The organism is Bacteroidota bacterium (genome assembly GCA_017303905.1).
Classification (GTDB): domain Bacteria; phylum Bacteroidota; class Bacteroidia; order B-17B0; family Aurantibacillaceae; genus JAHEYG01.
The window spans coordinates 1,670,414-1,689,827 of record JAFLBH010000001.1; the positions used below are offsets into that span (position 1 = coordinate 1,670,414).

General features: G+C 36.6%; 18 protein-coding genes. 7 read left to right on the plus strand and 11 right to left on the minus strand.

Annotated features, from left to right (window positions below; all coding sequences use genetic code 11):
- Positions 1–57 precede the first annotated feature (57 nt).
- From J0L69_07100 to J0L69_07130, 7 genes are all read right to left on the minus strand, one after another.
- Complete coding sequence (locus J0L69_07100; protein MBN8692947.1) at positions 58–1,035, minus strand: N-acetyl-gamma-glutamyl-phosphate reductase; 978 nt, start codon at positions 1,033–1,035, stop codon at positions 58–60.
- Complete coding sequence (locus tag J0L69_07105) at positions 1,028–2,251, minus strand: argininosuccinate synthase (protein MBN8692948.1); 1,224 nt, start codon at positions 2,249–2,251, stop codon at positions 1,028–1,030. The genes J0L69_07100 and J0L69_07105 overlap by 8 nt, the downstream gene beginning before the upstream one ends.
- A gap of 1 nt (position 2,252) precedes the next feature.
- Positions 2,253–2,921 carry a GNAT family N-acetyltransferase gene (locus tag J0L69_07110; GenBank protein MBN8692949.1) on the minus strand — a complete coding sequence of 223 codons (669 nt, stop codon included), beginning with the start codon at positions 2,919–2,921 and terminating at the stop codon, positions 2,253–2,255.
- A gap of 378 nt (positions 2,922–3,299) precedes the next feature.
- On the minus strand, positions 3,300–3,722 hold the full coding sequence (locus tag J0L69_07115) for a DUF2147 domain-containing protein (GenBank protein ID MBN8692950.1): 423 nt from the start codon (positions 3,720–3,722) through the stop codon (positions 3,300–3,302).
- Between the two features lie 12 nt (positions 3,723–3,734).
- Positions 3,735–4,163 carry a DUF2147 domain-containing protein gene (locus J0L69_07120; protein ID MBN8692951.1) on the minus strand — a complete coding sequence of 143 codons (429 nt, stop codon included), beginning with the start codon at positions 4,161–4,163 and terminating at the stop codon, positions 3,735–3,737.
- A gap of 27 nt (positions 4,164–4,190) precedes the next feature.
- Entirely contained in the window at positions 4,191–4,619 is a 429-nt protein-coding gene (locus J0L69_07125; GenBank protein ID MBN8692952.1) for a DUF2147 domain-containing protein, read from the minus strand.
- Between the two features lies 1 nt (position 4,620).
- Positions 4,621–7,941 (minus strand): glycosyl hydrolase, encoded by a 3,321-nt coding sequence (locus tag J0L69_07130; GenBank protein MBN8692953.1) that lies wholly within the window; start codon positions 7,939–7,941, stop codon positions 4,621–4,623.
- 221 nt (positions 7,942–8,162) lie between these two features.
- Between J0L69_07130 and J0L69_07135 the strand changes: the two genes are divergently transcribed.
- A complete protein-coding gene (locus J0L69_07135) occupies positions 8,163–8,831 on the plus strand; it encodes a metal-dependent transcriptional regulator (GenBank protein ID MBN8692954.1) in 669 nt (222 codons plus the stop codon).
- Positions 8,828–10,699 carry an Nramp family divalent metal transporter gene (locus J0L69_07140; GenBank protein ID MBN8692955.1) on the plus strand — a complete coding sequence of 624 codons (1,872 nt, stop codon included), beginning with the start codon at positions 8,828–8,830 and terminating at the stop codon, positions 10,697–10,699. Before J0L69_07135 ends, J0L69_07140 begins: the two co-directional genes overlap by 4 nt.
- Positions 10,700–10,737: 38 nt before the next feature.
- Here J0L69_07140 and J0L69_07145 read toward each other — a convergent pair whose 3' ends face one another.
- Together J0L69_07145 and J0L69_07150 are read right to left on the minus strand one after the other, a co-directional pair.
- Entirely contained in the window at positions 10,738–12,201 is a 1,464-nt protein-coding gene (locus tag J0L69_07145) for a glyceraldehyde-3-phosphate dehydrogenase (protein MBN8692956.1), read from the minus strand.
- A 111-nt stretch (positions 12,202–12,312) separates the two neighbouring features.
- Positions 12,313–12,732 (minus strand): nucleoside-diphosphate kinase, encoded by a 420-nt coding sequence (locus tag J0L69_07150; GenBank protein MBN8692957.1) that lies wholly within the window; start codon positions 12,730–12,732, stop codon positions 12,313–12,315.
- 145 nt (positions 12,733–12,877) lie between these two features.
- Here J0L69_07150 and J0L69_07155 point away from each other — a divergent pair, with 145 nt between their 5' ends.
- From J0L69_07155 to J0L69_07175, 5 genes are read left to right on the plus strand one after another with little or no spacing between them, the layout of a single operon-like run.
- On the plus strand, positions 12,878–13,888 hold the full coding sequence (locus tag J0L69_07155) for a bifunctional oligoribonuclease/PAP phosphatase NrnA (protein MBN8692958.1): 1,011 nt from the start codon (positions 12,878–12,880) through the stop codon (positions 13,886–13,888).
- Positions 13,889–13,892: 4 nt separating this feature from the next.
- A complete protein-coding gene (locus J0L69_07160) occupies positions 13,893–14,399 on the plus strand; it encodes a hypothetical protein (protein ID MBN8692959.1) in 507 nt (168 codons plus the stop codon).
- A gap of 22 nt (positions 14,400–14,421) precedes the next feature.
- On the plus strand, positions 14,422–15,303 hold the full coding sequence (locus J0L69_07165) for a 4-hydroxy-tetrahydrodipicolinate synthase (protein MBN8692960.1): 882 nt from the start codon (positions 14,422–14,424) through the stop codon (positions 15,301–15,303).
- The gene (locus J0L69_07170; GenBank protein ID MBN8692961.1) at positions 15,303–15,806 is read left to right on the plus strand and encodes a phosphoribosyltransferase; all 504 of its coding nucleotides are present in this window, start codon (positions 15,303–15,305) and stop codon (positions 15,804–15,806) included. The genes J0L69_07165 and J0L69_07170 overlap by 1 nt, the downstream gene beginning before the upstream one ends.
- 3 nt (positions 15,807–15,809) lie before the next feature.
- Positions 15,810–17,039 (plus strand): SpoIIE family protein phosphatase, encoded by a 1,230-nt coding sequence (locus J0L69_07175; GenBank protein ID MBN8692962.1) that lies wholly within the window; start codon positions 15,810–15,812, stop codon positions 17,037–17,039.
- Here the strand turns inward: J0L69_07175 and J0L69_07180 are convergent.
- Both J0L69_07180 and J0L69_07185 read right to left on the minus strand, forming a co-directional pair.
- Positions 17,026–18,492 (minus strand): O-antigen ligase family protein, encoded by a 1,467-nt coding sequence (locus tag J0L69_07180; GenBank protein ID MBN8692963.1) that lies wholly within the window; start codon positions 18,490–18,492, stop codon positions 17,026–17,028. The two genes, J0L69_07175 and J0L69_07180, sit on opposite strands and share 14 nt — an antisense overlap.
- Positions 18,485–19,411 carry a hypothetical protein gene (locus J0L69_07185; GenBank protein ID MBN8692964.1) on the minus strand — a complete coding sequence of 309 codons (927 nt, stop codon included), beginning with the start codon at positions 19,409–19,411 and terminating at the stop codon, positions 18,485–18,487. Before J0L69_07185 ends, J0L69_07180 begins: the two co-directional genes overlap by 8 nt.
- Positions 19,412–19,414: the final 3 nt, after the last annotated feature.

Genomic DNA, 19,414 nt, shown 5'->3' on the forward strand with positions numbered 1-19,414 from the left:
AACTGACATTGCTGTCACATTGAGCGGAGTCGAAATGGGATGTGTTATTAATTTAATTTAAAATGCAGATGGTTTAAGTTTTAATCCGTGTTTTTCATTTATTCCAAACATCAGATTCATATTCTGAATAGCTTGTCCGGCAGCGCCTTTCAATAAATTGTCAATTGCCGAAACAATGATGAGTTGATCTTTTTCTTTATGAAGTGAAATAAAGCAGTTATTGGTGTTTACCACTTGTTTCACATCCACCTCAAATGGAACAATTCTAGTGAAGGTTGCGTTTTCATAATATTCCTTATACCAATTCATGGATTGCTCCAATGATTGATCATTTTTTACATAGGTTACCGAATAAATCCCTCTGGTAAATGCCCCTCTTTGAGGAACAAAATACATCCGACCTTTATAATTATTCTGTAATTGTGCTAAGGATTCGTTTATTTCGGTTTCATGTTGATGAATCAGTGTTTTATAAGCGCTGTGGTTATTACTTCTCCAGCTAAAATGATTGGTTGCAGATAAGGTTTGTCCTGCACCGGTCGAACCTGTTGTAGCAGTAACGTGGATATCAGAATGTAAGTGGTTATGCGCCGCTAAGGGTAATAATGCTAATTGTATGCACGTTGCAAAACAACCGGGATTAGCTACATAGTTGGCATTTTCAATTTTTGATTTGTTGAGTTCAGGTAAACCATACACAAAAGTTTTATTTTGAATCGAGTTTGAGTGTTTGTGTCTGAAATCCTGACTCAGATCAATAACTTTTGTGTTATCAGGAAAGGCGTGTTGTGATAAAAATTGTTTGGCCTCTCCATGTCCTTTACAAAGAAAAATAACATCAATAGTATTATTCCAGTCTTTGGTGAATTTTAAATCCGTTTCTCCGTAACAATCTGTATGAGTTTGGTACACAAACATGCCTGCCTGACTTTCACTTTGTACAAATGAGAGCTCCACATCAGGATGATTTAATAGTAATCTGATTACTTCTCCGCCGGTATAGCCGGCTCCTCCAATAATTCCTGCCTTAATCATTTTTATCGAGTATTAATTGGTTTTGTAATTGATTTACCTTGTAATAAATCGCCGTTTGATTACCGAATATTTTCGTGAATCCTTTTACATCATCGCCGGTAAAAGATTTATTCATTTCGCCGTAAGCACCAAAGGCATCATTCATTAAATCGTGTTCAGACTGGATTCCGTCAATAACAAATCTGTATGGCATTAAGGTGATGAATACTTCGCCGGTAACATTTTGCTGAGTGTTTTCAAAAAATGCTTCCATGTCTCTCATGGCCGGATCGAGGTACTGACCTTCGTGCAGCCAATTACCATACCATAATGCTAATTGATCTTTCCAATACAATTGCCATTTGGTAAGTACGTGTTTTTCCAGTGCATGATGCGCTTTAATAATCAGCAACGCAACTGCGGCTTCAAATCCAACTCTGCCTTTAATTCCAATAATGGTATCACCAACATGTATGTCTCTTCCAATCGCAAATGGAGAAGCGATTTGATTTAGCGCTTCAATAGCTTTTACAGGATCGGAAAACGAAATACCATTTACTTCTTTCAATTCCCCTTTAACAAAACCGAGTTTTAATTTTTCAGGTTGAGTTTTTGAAATTGGAGTAGGCCAGGCGTGGTCTGGTAAGTATAAATGGGACGTGAGTGTTTCTTTCCCGCCAACCGAATTCCCCCAAATGCCTTTATTGATGCTGTAAATGGCTTTTTCGAAATTCATGCTTACTCCGTGTTTTTTCAGGTAATCGATTTCTTGTTGTCTCGATAATTTAAGATCCCTGATTGGCGTGATGATGTTTACTTCCGGTGTTAAGATTTGAAATGCCATGTCAAATCTTACCTGATCGTTGCCTGCGCCGGTGCTGCCATGAGCAATGTTTTCTGCGCCCATGAGTTTCGCGTAATCAGCAATGGCTAATGCCTGGATTATCCGTTCGGCACTAACTGAAAGCGGGTAGGTGTTATTCTTTAATACATTAGCAAATACCAAATACTTAATCACTTTCTCGTAATACGCAGGTTTGGCATCAATAATTTTAAATGAACTTACGCCTAATGCTTCGGCATGTTGTTCCAGTTTTTCTTTTTCTTCATTTGTAAATCCGCCTGTATTAACCGTTACGGTATGTACATTAAGATTGAGTTCGTTTTTCAAATAAATGGCGCAAAATGTGGTGTCTAATCCTCCACTGAATGCTAGTATAACGTTGTTGTTTTTCATTTTATAAACTATTAATAGGTTCTTCTTTTTTTATTTTTAATTTTTTTAAAAAGTTGGTTTGTTTAATTCTTATTAACCGTTCCATTACTTTTTGCTTGCTTACAAAATCAAACCATCGGGGTTTATTTTTTTCTGCAGGATTGTAAAGCATTGCGGTGCACAAGCAATTTTTTCTGTCTTTGCTTTTTAGAATTTCGAAATTCACACAACTCTGGCAACCTTTCCAGAAGGCTTCGTCTTGTGTCAATTCAGAGTAGGTGACTGGTTCGTATCCTAGTTCAGAATTTATTTTCATTACAGCCAGTCCGGTAGTCAGACCGAAAATTTTAGCTTCAGGATATTTTGCTCTCGATAGCTCAAAAATTTTCTTCTTGATTTCAGTAGCCAATCCGCTTTTTCTGAAATTTGGAGACACGATTAAGCCGGAGTTAGCCACATAGTTACCGTGGCTCCACGTTTCGATGTAACAAAAACCTGCCCATTCGCCTGTTTTACTAAGGGCGATGACTGCTTTTCCTTCCAGCATTTTTAGCCGGATATATTCTGGAGTACGCTTGGCAATGCCGGTTCCCCTGGCTTTTGCCGACGACTCCATTTCGTTGCAGATAAGATCTGCATAATGCAAGTGATGCTCATTGGCAACTTGCACAACAAAATGTTGCATTTTCAAATAGAATTTGAGAATTAAAAAAAATGGAAATGTAATAACACTGCCGACCGGCAGCATTAGTTTTTAATCAGAGTACGGGCTCTAATCAACGTCGGATATAAAACACGGGGCGTACGGGTAAAACAAACAACAGGTTAGCTGTTGAAAAAAACACACTCTTGCTCAAGGAGCTGATTTTTCCCGATAAGCGGGATGAGCAGAGAATGAAATTAAGTGTTTTCATTTTTTTTTGTTGTGTTGCTCTTGTGTTTTGCTTTTTAAATAATGGGGCAAATATTTTAAATAATTTTTGAATAATCCAAAATTATTTTTTTTGAAGCGCTTTTTAGCCGGCTTATAAAAACCTTTTAGTAAGAGTTGTAAGAGGGGAAATAAATTTTACTCCTTAAAATCTACTTTCACAAAATATTCTGTTTTTCCGAGAATAGATAAGCCAATGTAACCTCTTACAATTAGATTTCCCTTTTCATCGCGTGTGATTTTGCTTTTGTAGGTTTTACCGGTGTTGGCATCATAAACATGACCTTTGTACCACGTATGTTTGCCATCGAAAATAAAATCATAAACGGGAATGGAGCCCAATATCTTTAAACTTCTTTTATTTAAATCAGGATTCAAAGTATCTTTTCTTTCGGGGAGTTTCATCCATACTATCTTCGCAAAGTATTTTTCGCCTTGCTTATAAAATTTAAAAATACTGTTTTCCTGAGGCGACATAAAGTAACCCAGGTGCTCATGATTTTGTGCAGGAAGAGTGAATTGAAATGAGAGAAATAATATGAGTGCAATTAAACTTCTCACGAGAAGATATTTTTATTCTTTAAAATCTACTTTAACAAAATATTCCGTTCGGCCAATTAAGGAAATGCCAATATAGCCACGAACATTCAGGTTTCCTTTTTCATCGCGTGTGATTTTGCAATCGTATGTTTTACCATTATTGGGATCATAAATGTATCCTTTTGCCCAAGTATCTTTTCCATCGAAAACAAAATCGCGAATTGCATTTGATCCAAATACTTTTTGGTTGCGTTTACTTACATCAGGATTTTTTGAGTCCAGCATCTCAGGTTCTTTCATCCAAACGGGCTTTCCATAATACTTCCCGTTATTTTCATAAATCTTCAATATGCTTTTGCCGCTTGGCGACATATAATAACCTAAAATATCATTGGCTTTGTTTTGCGCAAGTGATGCTATTGCAAATAAAAATAAACTAGTGCTAAAGATGATTTTTTTCATAGCGTAATATTTACATTAAATATAATACTATTCCTTGAAATCTACCTTCACAAAATAAGCAGTTTGACCCACCAATGAAACGCCAATATATCCCCTAAACAATAAGTTCCCGCTTGGCTCTCTTGTGATTTTGCATTTATAAGTTTTTCCTGTTCTTGAGTTGTAGATGGTGCCTCCCTCCCAAGTATCGGTGCCATTAAAGGATAATCCTTTCATGATAATTTGTCCGAGTATTTTTTCTTTTCTCTTAGTTGTATCCGGATTAAGATAATCTTCGCGATCCGGAATATTCATCCATACTAATTTGCCATAGTATTTATTATTCTTCTCAAATATCTTTAGGATGGCTTCTCTTTTTGAGTCCATGTAGTATCCTAAAATATCATTGGCGCTGTTTTGCGCCAATGATAATGTTGATATGAAAAAATAAATTAGAGTTGCGAAAAGTGTTCTCATTTTATTCCCATTTAGGCAAACGGCCCGGAGTTGCCGGAAGTTTCATGCCTTCTGCCTTGTTTTCCAAATCTGCTAATTTTTTCGCAGTTTCAGAAATCTGATTATAAACCGGTTTGAATTTTTCTTTTATCTCAGCTAGCTTTTCTTTGTAAGTATTAGTTGCACCTAACGAATTACTCCAGGTTCCCCATACTATATTTTCTAAGCTTCCATATAAACCCGGTAATGTTTCAAATTCGCGTTTAGCCAAACTTCCATCACCATGTAAAACAAAATTAATGGCTTCAATTTGTTGTTCAAGTTCTTTTACATCTTTTAAAAGCGTTAAACTGCTGGATGGGCCTTCTTGGATGCCTTTCTTCAAGTATTTCAAACGCTCGCTCATTCCGCCTGTGTAATTAGAACTGCCGGCCATTACTCGTCTTAATTCCCCCAATGATTTGTTTAATTCCACCATTTGTTTTTGATCCGGTAATGGAAGCGTAGAGTTTTGCAATGTAGTTAAGTTGAAATCGCGTTTTTCTGATAAGGCTTCGGTAACACCGTTCTCTACTTTAAAAATCTGAGCGAAATATTTTCCCGGAATAGCCGGCGCACCTAAGTCTTCACTCTCATAAGGATTGTCCGGATTCGGCGTATAAAAATTCACCGCTGAAGTAATTTCGTGTCTGCCATTCCAAGTTACTTTCTTCATGCCTTTTTTAGCGTCTTGTTTAATTTTACGCACTTCATTCCCTTGCTCATCGGTAATCACGAGTATAGTATAAACGGCTTCTTCTTTATCTTCTAAGCGGATGCTATCGGCTGATGGATAAAATACGTCTTTACCCGCTTTGATTTTTTCTTTCTCCGCCTCTTTACGTTTGTCTTTTATTGTCTTGTAAGAATCCTTTAAATACCATGTGATGGTTGCACCAACCGGTGGATTGTTTACATTGTAAAATGAAGCTCCCTGAAATGATTTTCCTTTATGTCCGTATGGAGTTGATTCGTTATAAACCAATCCGTCTTTCACAGGGAATATCGTTGCTTTTTTATCTAAATCTTCTTTTTTGATATTCTGCAATAAACTATAATCGTCGATAATATAAAAACCGCGACCAAATGTTGCAATTACAATGTCATTCTCTCTTTTTTGAATGGCTATATCTTTAACACAGATAGCTTGTGGCAAACCTGCAGTAATTTCAATCCAGTTTTTACCACCGTTATTGCTAAAGTAAAAGCCAAACTCAGTTCCGCAGAATAATAAATCTTTGTTTTTGTGATCTTCTGCCATGCTGTAAGTGCTTCCTTTTTCAGGAAGATTACCTGTAATATTCGTCCATGTTTTTCCTTTATCGCTTGTTTTCACTAAATAAGGTTTGAAATCTCCCATACGGTGATTGTTTAACACGGCATACGCCACGTTTTCATCGTGTTGTGATGTCATGATGAAATTAACTAACGGTCCGGATGTAGCTCCTCCAACATTAATAGCCGGTACGCCGGGGAATGTTGATGACTTGGTCCAGTTCTTACCGCCATCTGTTGTAACTTGTATTAAACCATCATCGGTTCCAGCGTAAATTATATTTTCATTTTTTGGTGATTCAGCTAAAGCAGTGATGTTTCCGTAAATAGAAGTCGATTGATTTTTCGCTACGGCATCCATGCTCCATACTTTACCCATCACAGGTAATTTGTTACGGTCAATTCCTCTTGATAAATCATTGCTGATAACTTGCCAGGTATTACCACGGTCATCACTTCTGAAAACCTTATTGGCAGCGAAATAAATTCTCTTGTTGTCAAATGCACTGATGATTAACGGAGCATCCCAGTTATATCGATAAGCAGGCTCTCCCGGTTTTTCCTGAGGTTTAATATCAACAGCTTCACCTGATTTTCTATCGTAACGAATTAAACCACCATATTGCCATTCTGAGTAAACAATGTTTGGTTCGTTTGGATCTACACGTGATTGGAAACCGTCTCCTCCAACTGTTACAAACCAATCGGCATTGGTTACACCTGTTGCGCTAATTGTTCTGCTTGGACCACCCAATGAATTGTTATCTTGTGTACCTCCATAGATATAATAGAATGGTTTGCTATTATCCACACATACACGGTAAAATTGCGTAATAGGTAAGTTAGCTTTGTAATTCCAGTTAGCAGCACCATCAAATGTTTCATATAAACCACCATCACAACCCATTAATATATGATCTGTGTTATCAGGGTCAACATAAATGGCATGATTATCTACGTGCTTGTTTTTTTCACCCATGCCGTGAAATGATTTTCCGCCATTTTCACTTACCTGTGCCCAGGTGTCCATAGAGTAAATTTTATTTACGTCTTTTGGGTCAGCAAATATTTCCATGTAATAATTACCGGCTGTGCGGTGACCACCTTGGCGTGTAAAGCTAGCGCCTCTGTCAGTACTTTTGTAAAATCCACCGGCATCGTCATTGGCTTCAACCATGGCGTAAACAATATCTGTATTTACAGGAGAAATGGCCAATGCAATACGACCTACATCCCCTGCAGGCAGACCGTTAGTTAGTTTATTCCATGTGTTTCCGCCATCAGTACTTTTGTATAAAGCACTTTCCGGCCCACCGCTGATGTAGGTCCATTCATGGCGACGACGCTGATGCGCTGTTGCATATACAATGTTTGGTCGTTTTTTATCAATATGTACTTCATTAAAGCCTGTATTATCGCTAACATTTAAAACTTGTTTCCAGGTTTTACCGCCATCTGTGGTTTTATAAATGCCGCGTTCACCACCTGAATTCCATAACGGACCATACGCAGCTACTAATACATTATCACTGTTTGTTGGGTCAATGGCAATCATGCCAATGTGCTCTGATTTTCCTAAGCCAACATTCTTCCAGGTTTTACCGCCGTCTTCACTTTTATATACACCATCGCCATAACCAACAGCGCGTTGATTATTGTTTTCGCCGGTTCCAACCCAGATTACATTTGAATTATTCGGGTCAATTGAAATACAGCCAATAGAATAAGCACCTTGTCCGTCAAAAATCGGATTAAAAGTAACGCCGGCATTCGTAGTTTTCCAAACACCACCCGCAGCGGCAACAATGTACCATTCACTTTTATTATTAGGATTAACGGCAATGTCGACAATGCGTCCGGAGGTAACTGCAGGGCCAATACTTCTAAATGAAAGCGAAGAATAAGTTTCAGCTTTTAATAATGGATCTGTAGGTTCAGCCGGTTTTTTGGGTTCTTCCTTTTTTTGAGAAAACAAACTCACTGATGCAAAAAGCGCAGCGGTAGTGATAATAGAGGTTACTTTTTTCATGATAAAAAATTACCTAACAAAGCTAATGGTTTAGGTGAAAGCACCAAATCGCAAACAGGGGGATTTAAGGGGGGAAATGACCTTAATATTAAAATCACGCGAAATGGGGGAGATGATGTTATCAGCTTGAAAAGTAGGACTTTGATGGATGTTTAGGAGGTTAAATTTAGACTAGTCTAAAAAAATATTTAGATTAATATAAATATTTGTATATTTGCATCATGGAAATTTCATTCACAGAAGAAAATTATCTGAAGGCTATTTTTTCTTTGAGTCGTTTGTATGGCGATGCAGAGGTGAGTACCAATCAGATTTCGGAGCATTTGAATAACAAAGCAGCTTCTGTGACTGATATGTTAAAGCGATTAGCAGAGAAGAAATTTATAGATTACAAGCCTTACAAGGGAGTAAGGTTAACGGAAAAGGGACGTAAAACTGCAGTGAAAGTTGTGCGTAAACATCGTTTATGGGAGGTGTTTTTAGTGGAGAAGTTGAAGTTTAAATGGGATGAAGTGCATGATATCGCCGAACAATTGGAGCATATTAACAGCGACGAATTAATTGAGAAGTTGGATTTGTTTTTAGGTCGCCCGAAGCATGACCCGCACGGAGATCCTATTCCGGATGCAAATGGAAAATTCTATGCTCAAAAATCAATTGCTCTGGCGGAGGCAAAAGTAAAGCAAGTTTTAATTGTAACCGGAGTGAGTGATCATAGCACTCAGTTTCTTCAATATTTGTCGCAGTCAGGTATTGGACTGGGTGATCATTTAAAAGTGGATGAAGTGAATTCATACGATCAATCGCTTAAAGTAAAAGTGAATAAGAATCACGGTTTATTTTTAAGTCATAAAGTGGCATTAAATATTTTGGTGGAGGTAAAATCATGACAAAGTCGAGCGGAAAATCATTAGAAGAAGTACACGCCAGCGTGGTTACTTCAGGAAAATCTCGTTGGAAGAGCTTATTTGCATTTTTAGGTCCGGCCTACATGGTAAGTGTTGGTTACATGGATCCGGGAAACTGGGCTACTGATATTGCCGGTGGTGCACAATTTGGTTACAGTTTAATTTGGGTGTTACTAATGAGTAACCTTATTGCTATTTTATTACAAAGCCATTGCGCACGATTGGGAATAGTTACAGGAAAGGATTTAGCGCAAGCGAGCAGAGAGAGTTATCCTTCATTCATTAATTTCTTTTTATATATTCTTGCTGAAATTGCTATAGCGGCAACGGATATGGCCGAAGTAATCGGAATGGCTATCGGTATTCATTTGTTATTTCCTAACGTTTCGCTCCTAACGGCAGTTGTAATTACTGTTTTAGACAGTTTTTTGCTTTTGTTTTTATTGAATAAGGGAATCCGTAAGATGGAAGCATTCATTTTATCGCTTGTTATGTTAATTGGTGTTTCCTTTTTGATTCAATTACTTATTGCTAAACCTGACATGGGGGAAGTGGTAAAGGGAATTATTCCCGGTCTGGCCAACGATGAAGCACTTTATATCGCTATTGGTATTATTGGAGCAACAGTAATGCCGCATAATTTATACCTCCATAGTTCCTTGGTTCAAACACGAAAAATCGAAAGGAGTCCGGTTGGAATAAAGAAAGCCATAAAGTTTAATGTGATTGATAGTGCTGTTGCTTTAAACCTGGCGCTATTTGTAAATGCTGCTATTCTCATACTTGCAGCAGCTTCGTTTTTTACTAAGGGAATGAATAACGTAAGCGATATTCAGGATGCCCATCATTTGTTAGAACCTATGTTAGGAAGTACCTTGGCTCCGATTTTATTTGCTGTAGCTTTAATTGCAGCGGGACAAAGCTCAACAGTAACCGGAACATTAGCCGGTCAAGTGGTGATGGAAGGGTATTTGAATTTACGTTTGCAACCATGGATTCGTCGTTTGTTAACGCGGTTAATTGCAATTGTTCCTGCATTTATCACCATTTTAATTATGGGTGAACACAGTACGGGAAAGCTTTTGATTTTAAGTCAGGTTATTTTGAGTTTACAACTCGGCTTCGCGGTTATTCCTTTGATTCATTTTGTGAGCGATAAAAACAAAATGGGTGAATTTGTGATTCCAATGTGGCAAAAAATTATTTCCTGGGTGGCGGCACTTGTTATTATTGGTCTGAATATTAAAATGGTCATTCATGAATTAACGGATTGGATTGTTGGTTCTGAAAGTCCTTTGCTGATAAGTTTTACTGTGGTGCCTTTATGTTTGTTTTGTTTTTTAATGCTCTTATATATTATAATAGTTCCATTTATCAGCAAACAAAACATTAAAACAAATACCTTTCATGGCGATTTTAAACCAATAGAGTTTACTGAAGTAAACGCGTACAAAAAAATCGCGATTACTGTAGATTTCAGCAGTAGTGATAATAAGGCTATTAATAAAGCGATAATGTTGGGAGGGAAGAATGCGGAGTATGTACTCGTACACGTATTAGAAAGTACTAATGCTGTGGTTTATGGTGAAGATTCGTTTGACATGGAGCGTGAGCAGGATTATCAATACTTGAAAAAATATCAAGATCAATTGTCAGAAAAAGGGTTTGTGAGTCATCTTGCATTAACCTATGGTAATCCGAAAACTGCCATTCCTAAATCGGTGAGCGCTCATCAATGTGATATGTTAGTCATGGGAACGCACGGCCACAAAACATTTAAGGATATTTTGCTGGGTACAACGATTGAAGATGTGCGTCATAACATTTCAGTGCCATTGGTATTAGTATAGAAATAAAAAGCCCCGATTTTATCGGGGCTTTTTTGATATTAGTAATATACCGGTCTGCGTACTTCTGCAATTTGTTTGCTGAAACGGATAACCTGACGGGTGTAACCGTATTCGTTATCATACCATACATAAAGTACAATGCTCTTTTTATCAGGTGAAATGATAGTAGCTTGACTATCGAATACACTCGGACAAGAAGAACCGATAATGTCTGTAGAAACTAATTCATTAGAAAATGCATACTGAATCTGTTCAACTAAACCTCCGGATAAAGCGTACTTCTTGATAATATCGTTTACTTGTTCTTTAGTCACTTCTTTGTTCACGTTTAAATTTAAAATCGCTAACGAAACATTTGGAGTTGGTACTCGTACAGAGTTAGCGGTAAACTTACCGGATAAATGTGGTAATACTTTTTTCAAAGCACTTTCTGCACCCGTTTCAGTAATTACCATGTTTAAGGCAGCAGAACGGCCACGACGGTATTTTTTATGATAATTGTCGAGTAAGTTTTGATCGTTAGTATAAGAGTGTACCGTTTCAATGTGTCCTTTCTCAATGCCTAATTCTTTATCAATAACATAAAGGATTGGCATGATTGCGTTGGTAGTACAAGATGCCGCAGAAAAAATATTTTCCTTTTTTACATCTACTTTTTCGTGGTTAACACCATAAACAACATTTGGAACGCTTCCTTTTGCAGGCGCAGTTAATAAAACTTTTGCTATACCTTTTGCTTGTAAGTGACGACTTAACTCTTTATCATCACGAAAAACACCGGTGTTATCAATTAACAAAGCATCTTTAATTCCATATTTTGTATAGTCAACATCTTCCGGATTTTTCGCATCAATCATGTGTACGGTGTGTCCGTTAATGATTAAAGCTTTATTCGCTAAATCTTCGATAACCGTTCCCGGGAATGGACCGTGTACTGAATCAGTACGTAATAAATCCGCGCGTTTTACAATTTCATCATCACTGTTTCCGCGTGTAACAATCGCTTTTAAACGTAATTGTTCACCTTTACCTGCTTGTGCAATTAATTCGCGTGCTGCTAAACGGCCGATACGTCCAAATCCAAAAAGAACAACATCTTTTGGAGTAATGTTGTTTTTATTACCCAAGAAATTTTTCAATTTATCATTGATGAAATCCGTTATGGATTTATAATTAGCTTGTTCTTGGTGCCATTCATAAGCTAATTGACCGATATCGATTTTGCTTGGTCCAACATTTGATTTGTATAACTCGTTTGCTATTGCAACTGTATCCTTAACAGTGATAGGTTTTTTCACGATATTTTTGGCATACAAGTGAAGGTTCATGATTTCACTGGCGCTGCGATCCACTAATTGGTTTCTGAAAAGTACCAATTCAATTGATTTCTCGAACCAAAGTTTACCAATAGCGCTGATTAAATCAATCGCTGCTTTTTCATGCTGAATCCAATCACTTAATTGTGTTTGATAATCGCCATTTAATTTTTCAAGTGTTTCCATGAAGGTTAAGAATTTAGAGTTAACAAAGTTAAAAAAAGGTCTTGTTTAGACGGTTTTGTGTTAATATCTGTATAATAAAAAACCCCTCAATTGGAGGGGTTTTTAGTCTATTTAAAATCGTTCTAGTTGCGAGAAGAAGAAGTTAGCTTCGATTTCTGCGTTTTCATCGCTGTCAGAGCCGTGAATAGCGTTTGCAGCAATAGATTTAGCGAACATTTTACGAATAGTGCCTTCTTCAGCTTTCGTTGGATCCGTTGCCCCAATTAATTTTCTGAAATCTGCTACTGCGTTATCTTTCGTTAATACAGCTGCAACGATAGGACCGCTGCTCATATAAGAAACAAGCTCTCCGTAAAAAGGACGCTCTTTGTGAACCGCATAAAATTGGCCTGCCTGCTCAGGGCTAAGGCGTAAATATTTCATAGCAACAATGCGGAATCCGCCCTCGTTGATTTTTGCTAAAATCGGACCAATGTTGTTGGCTTCAACCGCATCGGGTTTAAGCATAGTAAATGTGATTTTTCCTGCCATTTTGGTTTTAAATTAATGGGCGCAAAGATACTTATTACCTTGTATCTGTGCAAATATGCCAAATAAGTCGGTTTTAGCCTCTTTTGGTGATATCTTAGTTTTAAAATCCCCTCTATAAAACGTAATTTTAGGGTCTGTTATAAGAATGAAAAAAACCGAAGTAAATAAACTGAAAGTCCTTCTGAAAAAGGCTAAAAGTAGTGTTATAGTTACACATTGGAGTCCGGATGGAGATGCCATGGGCTCCTCCCTGGCACTGTTTAATTATTTAACCAAGATGAAAAAGAAGGCTACCGTAGTGGTGCCAAATGAATATCCCGAGTTTTTGCACTGGATGCCGGGTGATGCTAAGGTTTTGAATCATCAATCGGAACCTGAAAAGGTGGCCAGGTTAATCGAAAAGGCAGATGCGGTATTTACCTTGGATTTTAACTCATTTAAGCGCTTAGAAAAATTAGGTGAACTGGTAGAAAAAAGTAAAGCCACAAAGATATTAATCGATCATCATCAACAACCGGATGCTTTTGCTCAAATTGTTTTTCATGACGTAAAGGCCTGCAGTACTTGCGAATTGGTGTATGATTTGATTGTAGCCTTGGGAGGTAAAAAACACATCGATAAAAAAATCGCTTCGTGTTTATACACCGGATTAATGACAGATACCGGCTCTTTCCGCTTTTCATCGGTTACCGCCAAAACACATTTAATATTAGCTGATTTATTAGAGAAGGGCGCTGTTCCAAATCAAATTCATGAAGCGGTGTATGATACCTATGCAACAAATCGTTTAAAATTATTGGGTCATTCATTATCACAAAAAATGGTGGTAATGCCCGAAAAGCATTTAGCATTTATCTCCTTAACGGAAGATGAATTGAATCATTTCAGTTATCAGAAGGGTGACACAGAAGGTTTAGTCAACTATCCTTTATCCATTAACGGAATTAAATTTTCAGGATTTTTCGCAGAGATGGACGGGATAATTAAAGTATCTTTCAGAAGCAAAGGAAAGTTTGATGTGAATAAATTCGCGCGTGAATATTTTAGCGGAGGAGGACATATCAATGCAGCCGGTGGAAAAAGTGATTTGAATATGAATGAAACTATCAGCAAATTTCTAACTATAATCAATAAACCTGATTTTAAGGTAGTGTAGTGCTATGGCCGGCTTTTTTAAAAACTGGGTATTAAATAACGAATTCAAAAAAGTAAATTCCGCTAGTCAGTCGGTAAACTGGGCAGATGTAAAAAACATTTGCCTGGTAATCCCTAATGACAATGCATCAGTATCTGCCGCCCAAGTTTTTAAAACCGAATGCCAAAAACCGGTAGATGTTATAACATACACTAACGATAAGATAACCGTAAATAATCAAGTGCATCTTTCGTTGAATAAGAAAAGCTTGAATTGGTTGGATATTCCTGTTCAGGAAGTAATGACAAAATTACAACAGAAAAATTACGACATTGTTATTTGTGGCGATTTGCAAGGAGACTCGACATTGAGGGCAATTACACTTCTAATAAAGACGAAATGCAGGGTAGGCTTAGAAGGCTTAGATTACAGTAAACATTTCACTATTTCGATTGCTATGTCGCCTTCAGATGGTATTGGCAACTTTTTAAAACAAGTTCTAAAATATTTGAGCTTAGTTAAGACCAACTAAACTAATTTATTACTTTTGTTATATGGCAAATTTAGATTTAACAGGCACAGGTGTTGCAATTGTAACACCTTTTAAAAAAAATGGAACCGTTGATTTTCCGGCTTTAAAAAAATTGGTTAATCATTTAATTAATGGTAAGGTTGAATATTTGGTAGTAATGGGTACTACCGGTGAATCGGTTACATTAAGTAAGGAAGAGAAACAAGAGGTGATGGATTGTGTTGTAAAAGAAAATAAAAAGCGTGTTCCTTTAGTGCTTGGTGTTGGTGGAAACAATACAACTGAGATTGTAAAACAAATTGAAAAAGTAGATTCGAAAAATTTCTCAGCGATTTTATCAGTTTCTCCTTATTACAATAAACCGTCTCAGGAAGGAATTTATCAGCATTATAAAGCAATTTCCAAAGCAAGCAAATTACCAATCATTCTTTATAATGTTCCGGGAAGAACTTCTTCTAATATTTCGGCAGACACTACTCTGCGTTTAGCAAAGGATTTTAAAAATATTGTTGCTATCAAAGAAGCTTCAGGAAATCTGGCGCAGTGTATGCAGATTATTAATGGTCGTCCGAAAAACTTCCTGGTGATTAGCGGCGATGATAATTTAACCTTGCCTATTATTGCGTGTGGTGGTGATGGCGTTATATCTGTTGTAGCGAATGCTTATCCAAAGGATTTTTCTGACATGGTGCGCGCTGCGTTAAATGATGATTTAGATACTGCGCGCAAACTGCATTATAAATTAATGGACTTTACTGATTTGTTGTTTGCTGATGGTAATCCTGGTGGTATCAAGTGCGCTTTAAACGCGTTAAAAATTACCGAAACCTATGTTCGTTTACCGTTAGTTGAACCAAACGATAAAGTAAAACAAAAAATTAAGGAATTTGTAAAAAAGCATTAATGGCTAAAACAAAAATATTAGATCACACACAAATCAGCCGTAAGTTAAACCGCATGGCTTATGAAGTCTATGAAAAAAATTACGGCGAAAAGGAAATTTTGTTGGTTGGTATTGATGGTAATGGATATAAAGTAGCGCAACGTTTGCAAGAGATTCTTGCGAAAATTTCCAATATCAAAATTAAACTCTCTAAAATTAAACTCGATAAAAATGAGCCGTGGACCAGCGAACCTAAGTTGGATTTTTCAGAGAAGGATTACATTAATAAGTCGGTAATTATTGTAGATGATGTTTTAAATAGCGGGAAGACGGTTATGTACGCTATTAAGCCGTTTTTAGATTCGTCTGTTAAACGATTAAATGTTTTAGTGTTAGTGGATAGAAGTCATTCACGTTATCCAGTAAAGGCAGATTTTGTGGGAATGTCACTATCAACAACTATGCAAGAGCACATCGAAGCTGATTTCTCAAAAAAAGGTAACGAAGCTGTTTATCTCATTTAACTATTGGCCAATAAAAAAATTCATATTTCCAACACTTCAAAAACCGTTAAGGATTTAAAACTTAATGCGCTGTTGGAAATTACAAAGGCCATCAATAACAATCTTTCTACTTCTCAGTTACTCGATCTTTACCAGGATATCTTAGAAAACCGACTCAAGGTAGGGAAACTTGTCCTTTTTAGTTTTGATAAGGAGTGGACCTGTATTCTAAAGTATGGTATCAGTAAAGAGTTTAATCACATCAAGTTCGAAAACGAGTTACTTGAGATCAAAGAAATTGAGTCTATCAGTTTTACAAAAGGAAACTTAAGTAAGAGTTTTGAAATTGTAATCCCGGTTTATCATAAGCAAATTCCGTTGGCTTATGTTTTATTAGGGGATGTGAATGAGCAAAAGCTCGAGTTGAGTGCAGCCATAAAACATTTGCCCTACATTCAAACACTCACCAATATTATTGTTGTATCTATTGAAAATAAAAAACTGTATCGGCAAACTATTCAGCGTGCACAGATTCAAAAAGAATTGGAATTAGCGCAAACGATGCAGCAAATGTTGTTCCCGGATAAATTACCTAATACGGAGTCATTAAAAGCGGCGGCTAAATACATTCCACATCAACAAGTGAGTGGCGATTATTACGATTTCATTCAATTAAACCTACATGAATTTATGTTTTGTGTAGCAGATGTATCGGGTAAAGGAATCGCGGCAGCTTTATTGATGAGTAATATTCAGGCAACCTTTCATAGTTTGGTGAATTACACACACAACTTAAAGGATATTATTATTGAATTGAATAAAAGGGTTTGGCATAATGCAAAAGGAGAAAAATTTGTCTCCATGTTTTTGGGAAAAATAAACACAAAGAGTAAACAGCTCACTTATATTAATGCGGGTCATAATCCCCCGATGTTGTTTAACTCAGGTAAAGTTTCAAACTTGGCTAAGGGATGCACTTTGTTAGGGATTAGTGAAACCATACCGCAAATTGAAGTTGAGATTTTAGACATTCCTCAAGCATATACTTTGTTTTGTTTCACAGACGGACTCACCGATACCTTAAATGATGCCGGTGATTATTTAACAGAAACCAGTGTGCAGAAATTAATAAGTAAAAATCTCAAATCAGATCCTTCCTTTATTAATGATACAGTAATGTATTATGCGGAAGAATTTAAAGGCGAGAATTTATTTGTGGATGATATCGCTTTACTAACCATTAAATGCGGTTAGTTTCTGTATTACTCTCGGTATGCTCACCATTTCGGTGATACACATCAATACAAACCAAAATAGCCATAAAGCCCCAGAAAGGCACAGATAATTTATCGGTATCGAGGAAGTTATTTAAAAATCCGTGAACGAAGTAGGTGAAGATTCCAAGGAAAACACCAATGGTAATTGCTTTTATGTTTTTATCTTTTACGGTGTAGACTAAACGATAGCCCATAAACATGGTTGAAAACAACATGCTTACTACAATTAATAATCCTAAAACACCTTGTTCGGTTAACGGACCTAAATACTCGCTATGCGCATTACCATTTGTTCCAAAGTTGGTACTGATAATCGTTCGTTCGCTGCTTTTTTGATACGGCGCGTAGTTAAACATATACGTGCCGGGTCCCCAACCGAAATATGGTTTTTCATAAAACATTCGCATCGCACAACTCCAACGATTGATGCGCTCAAGGTTTGAAGCATCTGTTGAAATGTTCGTCATGGACGAAATGTTTTTTGAAAGATCGCCCTCTGAATCAGTGTTGTTTCTTCCTAAGGCAATGAAAATTTCTTCCTGAAAGGAAAAGAATAAAACGGTAAGCGTAATTGTTGTAATTAAAAGTGTTCTGAATTTAATACGAAGCATTAATGTGATAAATACACCGGTTGCTGCAACAAGACTTAACCATCCTGCGCGAGCAAATGAAAGTATAATAGCCAAAACAAAAATGCTAACTAAAGCGGCATAAAGCATGCGCATTAAATTACTGGTGTTTTTTTGAAACAACATGGCAATGATAACCGGTATGTACATCGCTAATGCAGCGCCATAGGCTGTGTGATCATTGTAAAAAGGAGAAACAATCCAATCGGCAATTTTATCGTCAAAATTAAATGCGGCATGTTGGTAGATGGTAATTAAACAAACAATTGCCAATGGAATTGCATAAGCAAGAATAAATGAACGGATGTTATTTTTGTTTTTTAATAATTGCGTACCTACAAAATAACAACTGAACACAAACCACAAGCGCGCAATCAAGTATTTTAAGGATACAGTAAAGTCAACACTGCTTAGTGTAGTAATAAACATCCATAAAAGCTGGATGAAAATTAAAATGGTAATGGGATGCTTTAGGATATTTCTCGGTGTGATTTTATACATCAGCTCATTGAGTAAATAAATCACCATTAATCCCGCCATTAAAGGTTCGGTTGGTAAACTTAAATCGATGCCTTCCGATAAGCCAAGGTTTTTTAAAGTAACAGCTAAGGGTGTGCAAAACACCATCAAGTAAACAACCCGCTCAATATTAAAAATAGCCCAGTAAAAAATGAGAATCGCGATAGGCAAAAGATTAAAGGCATAGAACATATCGCGTTTAAAGAGCAATACGTAGCTGTTACCTAATATGTAGGTTAAAATAAGTGCGTAGAATACGGTTATTTTACTCAGTTTAATCAACTTTTCGAACCGACTTGTTAGTTAAGATGAAGAATAAGCAAGCCAATGCGAACGCGGATAAAGTAGAAATGGTAACGATAATCCATCTCACCGGAAAATATTTTTTATCAGGTAAATTTGGCTTCGATACAATGTTTGTGAAACTGATGTCGCTATTGTAGTCAAATAAATAACGGTCGTATTGATCAATGAAATCGGTAATTGTTTTGGCTTGTCCGGTGTAAACTGACCAAAGTTTATTTATTTCAACATTTTTAGTTTTAATACCTTCATAAGTTGTCTTTTGTGATTCGGTTAATGACTTATCATTATAAAGTTTTTTACTTAAATATTTAGCTTGCGCTTCTACATCTATAATGTCATATTTCGTTCTTAATTCATTAATTTGATAATTGATAGAGTCAATGTTTTTGCTTTCGCGTGAGATAGCTTTTTGTGAGTTTTTAATGTATTCGCCTAAACGTTCACGTTTAAGTTCCATAATGAATTTATTAGTCTCATCAATCATGCCCTGAGCCACTTTCTGCGCCATTTCCGGTGATTCATCTCGGACCGTAATTTCTATAGATTCGTAAAGAGTAGGGCTGATGCTCACATTCGATTTGAAATAGAAATCAAAAAGACTCTTAGCTTCTTTATAATTCGGATCGATGTCGTAATGTTTATATAAATCGAAATTTTTAGCCACTCTGTTTTTTACTTCTTCCGAATTGAAATACTGCAATAACTGTTCAGTGTTTGATTCTTCTGAACTCGGACTTAAGTTAACAGGAAACACAACCGCAGTTGATTTAAACTTAGGTTTAATGATAAATGAAGCTGCTACCGATGCAACAATGGCAAGAAGGGTGACAATGATGATGGCTTTTTTATTTTTAAATAAAACAGCGATCAATTCTTTAGTATTGAAATTTTCCACGGT

Bases quoted from the DNA above. Each gene is read 5' to 3' on its own strand.
- J0L69_07145 (MBN8692956.1), bottom strand. From the start codon at position 12,201: ATGGAAACACTTGAAAAATTAAATGGCGATTATCAAACACAATTAAGT.
- J0L69_07140 (MBN8692955.1), top strand. From the start codon at position 8,828: ATGACAAAGTCGAGCGGAAAATCATTAGAAGAAGTACACGCCAGCGTG.
- J0L69_07130 (MBN8692953.1), bottom strand. From the start codon at position 7,941: ATGAAAAAAGTAACCTCTATTATCACTACCGCTGCGCTTTTTGCATCA.
- J0L69_07120 (MBN8692951.1), bottom strand. From the start codon at position 4,163: ATGAAAAAAATCATCTTTAGCACTAGTTTATTTTTATTTGCAATAGCA.
- J0L69_07125 (MBN8692952.1), bottom strand. From the start codon at position 4,619: ATGAGAACACTTTTCGCAACTCTAATTTATTTTTTCATATCAACATTA.
- J0L69_07160 (MBN8692959.1), top strand. From the start codon at position 13,893: ATGGCCGGCTTTTTTAAAAACTGGGTATTAAATAACGAATTCAAAAAA.
- J0L69_07170 (MBN8692961.1), top strand. From the start codon at position 15,303: ATGGCTAAAACAAAAATATTAGATCACACACAAATCAGCCGTAAGTTA.
- J0L69_07155 (MBN8692958.1), top strand. From the start codon at position 12,878: ATGAAAAAAACCGAAGTAAATAAACTGAAAGTCCTTCTGAAAAAGGCT.
- J0L69_07165 (MBN8692960.1), top strand. From the start codon at position 14,422: ATGGCAAATTTAGATTTAACAGGCACAGGTGTTGCAATTGTAACACCT.
- J0L69_07135 (MBN8692954.1), top strand. From the start codon at position 8,163: ATGGAAATTTCATTCACAGAAGAAAATTATCTGAAGGCTATTTTTTCT.
- J0L69_07105 (MBN8692948.1), bottom strand. From the start codon at position 2,251: ATGAAAAACAACAACGTTATACTAGCATTCAGTGGAGGATTAGACACC.
- J0L69_07150 (MBN8692957.1), bottom strand. From the start codon at position 12,732: ATGGCAGGAAAAATCACATTTACTATGCTTAAACCCGATGCGGTTGAA.
- J0L69_07100 (MBN8692947.1), bottom strand. From the start codon at position 1,035: ATGATTAAGGCAGGAATTATTGGAGGAGCCGGCTATACCGGCGGAGAA.